The organism is Zarconia navalis LEGE 11467, from assembly GCF_015207075.1.
Lineage (GTDB): Bacteria > Cyanobacteriota > Cyanobacteriia > Cyanobacteriales > Geitlerinemataceae > Zarconia > Zarconia navalis.
This window is the reverse complement of sequence record NZ_JADEXN010000373.1, coordinates 1-5576: the sequence shown is the minus strand read 5'-3', so window position 1 is coordinate 5576 and position 5576 is coordinate 1. Positions and strand designations below refer to the sequence as shown.

General features: G+C 51.0%; 5 protein-coding genes and 1 pseudogene. All 6 read right to left on the bottom strand.

Annotation, left to right across the window (positions count from 1 at the left end):
- Positions 1-524: 524 nt before the first annotated feature.
- Positions 525-995, bottom strand: a complete 471-nt coding sequence (locus IQ235_RS17320) for an SH3 domain-containing protein (protein WP_264322675.1) — start codon at positions 993-995, stop codon at positions 525-527.
- A gap of 203 nt (positions 996-1198) precedes the next feature.
- Positions 1199-2707 carry a Ycf46 family AAA ATPase gene (locus tag IQ235_RS17315; RefSeq protein WP_405196691.1) on the bottom strand — a complete coding sequence of 503 codons (1509 nt, stop codon included), beginning with the start codon at positions 2705-2707 and terminating at the stop codon, positions 1199-1201.
- Positions 2708-2915: 208 nt separating this feature from the next.
- Positions 2916-3419 carry a YceD family protein gene (locus IQ235_RS17310; protein ID WP_264322674.1) on the bottom strand — a complete coding sequence of 168 codons (504 nt, stop codon included), beginning with the start codon at positions 3417-3419 and terminating at the stop codon, positions 2916-2918.
- Between the two features lie 60 nt (positions 3420-3479).
- The gene (locus IQ235_RS17305; RefSeq protein WP_264322673.1) at positions 3480-3959 is read right to left on the bottom strand and encodes a Jag family protein; all 480 of its coding nucleotides are present in this window, start codon (positions 3957-3959) and stop codon (positions 3480-3482) included.
- A gap of 109 nt (positions 3960-4068) precedes the next feature.
- Positions 4069-5223, bottom strand: a pseudogene (gene yidC / locus IQ235_RS17300) (membrane protein insertase YidC).
- 64 nt (positions 5224-5287) lie between these two features.
- The coding region (locus tag IQ235_RS17295; RefSeq protein ID WP_264322672.1) for a PH domain-containing protein at positions 5288-5576 on the bottom strand (289 nt) is incomplete at its 5' end.

Genomic DNA, 5576 nt, shown 5'->3' with positions numbered 1-5576 from the left:
GCTTATCGACCGAGTCCGATTTTGTGGTTGCGACCGTCGATCGTAGCACCCTTCAAACAACACTCCCTACGAAGCGATCGCCTTTAATTCACCACACAAACCGACTATTATATTTTCAAAAAAGTTTAATTCAGAATTTTTAAATACACCCGTGCGAACTGCTATATTACTCGCATTCTTCACAAAAAAAAATAGGCTTGTTGCATTTAACAAGACCTATTTTGACTTGGGGATGAGCAGATGTTTCTAGAGTGTTTGCTGGTTATCTGGCATTGATGCGAGTGCAATTTATTGCACTTTCACATCGTTATTTGTAGAATGACATACTCTTCGGTCAAAGTGCTAGTCCTCGTTCGGTATCTTTAATAACACAACATATATCTCGAAGTAAATGTGAAAGATTGATAAAGTCCGAGATCGTCACCCGCCGCAATCCGATCGCGGACTTTATCAATTTTTCCCCGCGCTTCCCGATCTGCGATTGCTCCGAATTCTCAGTATTAAATCGAACTCGATACTCGGTCTTACCGATCTCCGTCCAAGCGTTCGAGAGTCCCCTGTCCCACCACCCATCCTTCCTGGGAGGTGCTGTCGATGCGGATTCGGAGCCATTTGCCATCCTCTGAGGCTTCCAAGGCGATCGCCTGTTGATTTGCGGCAATACCGCCGATATTTGCCGAGCTAAAGTCGGGAGCAGATCGGATCAGCAAACCTTGAGGCCAGGTGATGCGAACGCGGTATGCTCCTGGAGGTAGTACCTCTGTTTCGGGAGTGGGAGTCGGTGCTGGGGTTGGTGCTGGGGTTGGTGTTGGGGTCGGCGTTGGCGTCGGAGTCGCTTGAGTGGTGAGGGGGGGAGCATTGTCAAAAACAGGTTTTGGCGGCAGTGCGGTCAGCTTTGCAACGATCGATAGGATTGCCGCAACGCTACCACCGACTAAAAGCGCGATGGCGATGGTAAAGCCAAGTACGACTTTCGTGAAACCAGAAAAACTCATAGTTGTGAATCGGGAAGGGCTAATTGGTAATATACCAGCAGCCACGTGCGTCAGGACATCGGTATTAGAGGGGAAGGGGTTTTAAGGCTCTACGACCGCTGAAGTAGCCATTGCTGACTGCTATTGGTACCTGACAAGACAAGCCATCGCCCCGCAGCTCCTGACAGACACTCTCCGAATTGGGCGCTTCCGCATTTTGTCCTTCAGCGTTGACCCTGAATTCGACGAGTTAGGCTATTGCCCCGAGAAGCCAAACGAGCTTTCCCAGCAGCCGCCCAATCTTGTAAAAATTGGATTTGCTCTTTAGCCGTGCGAGCTAAGGGCACAATTTGACTGGCGGCTTCGAGAATATCATCTGTGGTGAAATCTCGGTTTTGGCTGAAGCCGATGTGCATTGCCTCAATTAAAGCCTGTTCGATTTCCGCGCCGGAAAAATCTGGTGTTTCGTAAGCGAGGCGATCGAGATCGTAGCTTTTGATATTCTGAGGCCGCAGTCGAGACAGGTGAACCTCAAAGATAGCCTGTCGCTCGTCTGTGCTGGGCAAACCGACAAAAAAGATTTCATCGAATCTGCCTTTGCGCAGCATCTCCGGCGGCAGGGTTTGGACGTTGTTGGCCGTCGCCACGACAAAAACGGGAGAATCCTTTTCCGCCAGCCAGGTGATAAACGTCCCGAAGACTCGACTCGTCGTTCCCGAATCTCCTTGGCCGCGAATCCCGGCGAAGGCTTTATCGATTTCGTCGATCCACAAAATACACGGAGCGAGAGCTTCAGCCAGTTGAATCGTCTGCCGGGTGCGAGATTCCGACTCTCCCACCAGCCCACCGAACAAGCGCCCCACATCCAAGCGCAGCAGGGGTAAATGCCAGTGATGGGCGATCGCTTTTGCCGTTAGAGATTTGCCCGTGCCTTGAATGCCAGCCAGCAGCAACCCCCGAGGATGGGGAATTCCGTATTGCCGCGCCCGTTCGGAAAAGGCCCCCCCGCGCCGCAGCAGCCATTCTTTGAGGTTGTCCAACCCGCCAATATCGGAAATCTTTTCGGTGGTGGGGTAAAACTCTAAGATTTGAGTTTGACGAATATTGGCGCGTTTTTCTTCTAAAATCAGTTCCACATCATCGGCTTGAAGTTCGCCGTGAGTGGCGATCGCCCGTGCGAGCACCCGCCGAATTCGCTCTAGGGAGAGTCCCTGAGCCGATCGCACCATTTCCGTCAGAACCCGGCGTTCTAGAGAGCGTCCCGTTGCCCCGAGCACCTGCTCGATCGACTTTTGAATGGCTTGGCGATCGGGCAGGGGAAACTCCAAGATGGTAAAAACTTCCTGCAAGTCTTGGGGAATCTGAACTTGAGGGGAGAGAACGACAATATTTTTCGGTTGCGACTTGAGGGCGCGAGCTAGATTTCGCAGCTTGCGGGAGACGGAAATATCTTCTAAAAAGCGGTGAAAATCCCGCAGGATGAAAATGGCCGGGGCAGATGTCCCGAGCTGCTCTACCCATTCGAGAGCTTGGAGGGGGTTCCGACGAGCGGCTCCGTTATCGTTAGGGTTCGCCTGATAGCCATCGACAAAATCCCAAACATAAACGGCTCGATTGCCACAGTTTTTAGCCGAAAGGGCAATCGTTTCTTCGAGGCGCTCTTCTTCTAGAGTCGGGATATAAATTAATGGATAGCGCGCCCGTAGCAGCAGTTCGAACTCATCCTTAAACATAGTCAGTTTTGGGTTTGGGCATTGATGAGAGGTTAGAGTGGAGAGCCATTTTTTAAGCCCCGCGTATGGTTCTAATCTGCAGCGTGCTATCGATCGAGAGGTTTCAGACCATTGAGAAGCGGGTCGTTTGACGGGTGAGTGGAGCGATAAATTCCGAGCGTTCGCCCCCGAGCCTTTCACCCGTAGCCTTTAGGAACGATGGTACGGCTCAATTGGGCAATTGACCTTTGAGGGCATCTAAAGCCGACCAGCGGCGATCGACCGAGACTTCCGATCGCTCTTCTGAGGAAATTTCCTCTACCGTACAGTTGCCATCGCACAGTTGTTTGGAGGGAAAGGCAAGACAGAACTGTTCGTATAGCCAAGTGGCTGGCTCGAATTCCCCTTGAGGAGATAAGGTCTCGAGCAACTCCTCGAACAGAATTTCTTGTTCTAAGGGTTCGAGTCGATCGGGTTTTTTCTCCTCCAGCCAAATGACTTCCGATGGCGTGATTTGCAGGCGCTCGTTATATTGCTGCAAGCAACGATGGCAGGTGAAGGTGATAATCGCTTCCGCCTGAGCCTTGACTTCTAGGTAATTGCCCCGATGGGAGACCTGCAACTGTCCCCGAACGGGCATCAACGTTGGCAAATCCGGTAAAAATTCTTGAAATTCGATCGTCTCGGTGCGATCTCGAGCCTTGGCCAGACTCGGAATATAAATGGAATCCATCCTACGCTTTTTCCTACTCCCACTTGAGTTGCGAGAAATGAGAACATCCCTCAAAAACGCTTATCCACGCAATCTTACGACCAAATGCCGATTGGGTTCTTGGCCTTGGCTAAAGGTTTCGAGATCGCCATCTTCTTTGAGGAAGGTATGCATCTGACGGCGTTCTGCCGACGAGAGAGATGCGATCTCGCGTTCTTCTCCCGACGATCGAACCTGCTCGGCTATTTGTCGGGCGCGCTCGCGTAATTCCTCTTGCCGCTCGAGGCGATAGCCATTTAACTCGACGGTATAAGCGGCTTGTTCTTCGTCAGATTTACCAATGTTGAGAATGGAATTTGCCAGATACTGAATTGAATCTAAAACGCGACCGTTGGCTCCGATCGTCGTCGAAATTTGCTCGGGGGTCAGCTCGGAAGCATCTATCGTTAACCAATATCCATCACCGTTACCTCGGGCATCGACTTTGGAGGGCAAGCCACTGAGTTTCATCAGTTTTTCCAACCATTGTTGACCCCGTTGCAGTTTTGTATCGCTCGTCATTTTTGTTGCTACCCCATTTGTATCTCGAGCGGGAAAAGCGATCGGGCTTTTCCCACAGCTCTACACTCAACGATCGCTCGCCATTCTATCTTCAGAGCGATCTGGCCAGTTAACCCGCTTTCTTTTTCGATCGGCTTCCCGGCTCGAACGGTAGAGTATTGCGCCCATCTTCTCCAGATAATTTGGCTTCCTTTGCCTGAGCATCGGCAATTTTCTGAAGATTTTCGGGTAGGGGTTCTTTGGACAAGATAAACGTTTGAGCGGTCTGGAAGATATTGGCAATGACCATATACATCAACACGCCGGCCGGAAGGGGGAAGAACAAAAACATCCCCGAAAATAGCACTGGGGTGATTTTTGTAATTGTCTCTTGCTGGGGATTTTGGCTCGCCCCTTGAGAACCCGACAATAACTGGTTTACGTAGAGGCTCAGTCCGAAGAACAGAACCATACCGACAATATCCCAGTGGATGTTCCCATTTTCATCCGTGGCCCCGACTCGACCGAGGGCTTGAATGAACAAGAAGCCTTTATTGGCTGCCAGTCCCGGAACCGTACCTTGAATCGTGGCTTGACCGGGCGCTAACGCCTCGATCGTTCCATCTGGGTTCACCTGCAATCGTTCTTCCCCTTTGGTCACCGTCCACTGAGGAACCAGTTTGGTATCGGGGCGATCGCCGGTCAATTCTGATAGTTTTTGACCTTCCAAGGTTTGGAATTCGACTTGGGTATTTTCGCCAACCACCAATCGATTTCCGGCGGGAAGAATCGCCGTCAACTGAGAGCGATCGCCGTCGGCAATATAGATATTCTGAGGCTTCGTGGCGAAAACTTGAGGCTGGATGCGTTCGATCTGTTCCCTGGGAAAGATTTCAACATCAACGGTATAGTTAATATCCGTAAATGGCGAGCCCCTAAAGGTCGCAAACAGGGCAAACAGCACCGGCATTTGAACCAAGACCGGCAGACAACCCGCAAGCGGGTTGCCAAACTCTTTGTAAACCTTGCTCATTTCTTCCTGCTGCTTGGCAGGATTCTATTTGTAGCGAGTTTGAACTTCTTTATCTCGCTTTTGCATTTCGGGATTAGCCACTCGCATCCGACGCATGTTGCGAATCGAACCCGCGCTTAAAGGATAAAGCGCAAAGCGAATGACCAATGTTAGGGCGACAATGGCTAAGCCATAGCTCGGCACGATCCCGTAGAAAAAATCCAGGATCGGCAGCATGACATTATTCGAGAGAAAACCGACACCAAAATCCATTCGTTTTACATCAACCTCTGCACTCTACTAGTTCTCGTAGTGAATTCACCCGATTCGCTCGATTTTAGCGACGGGCTGACTCACTGGCATCGCGAGCTTTGGGGGAAATTTTGTCATTAATGTGGTCGTAAATTTCCCGGAACCGAGGAATCGCCCTTAACTCTAGACGACTGCCATCTTTGAGGGTGACGACCAGATCGCCCCAGCTTCCCCAGCCTCGAGGCATTTTTACAACTTTCACCACTTCGGGATAAATCAAATCCGTTCGATCTCGTCCCATCCAGCCCCCGGTGACGGAGATGCGGCGATTCGTAATCCGGTAGCGCAACCAAACCGCCCGAACGATCGCACCG

Coding starts and splice junctions, on each gene's coding strand:
- IQ235_RS17320 (WP_264322675.1), bottom strand. CDS start 995: ATGAGTTTTTCTGGTTTCACGAAAGTCGTACTTGGCTTTACCATCGCC.
- IQ235_RS17315 (WP_405196691.1), bottom strand. CDS start 2,707: ATGTTTAAGGATGAGTTCGAACTGCTGCTACGGGCGCGCTATCCATTA.
- IQ235_RS17310 (WP_264322674.1), bottom strand. CDS start 3,419: ATGGATTCCATTTATATTCCGAGTCTGGCCAAGGCTCGAGATCGCACC.
- IQ235_RS17305 (WP_264322673.1), bottom strand. CDS start 3,959: ATGACGAGCGATACAAAACTGCAACGGGGTCAACAATGGTTGGAAAAA.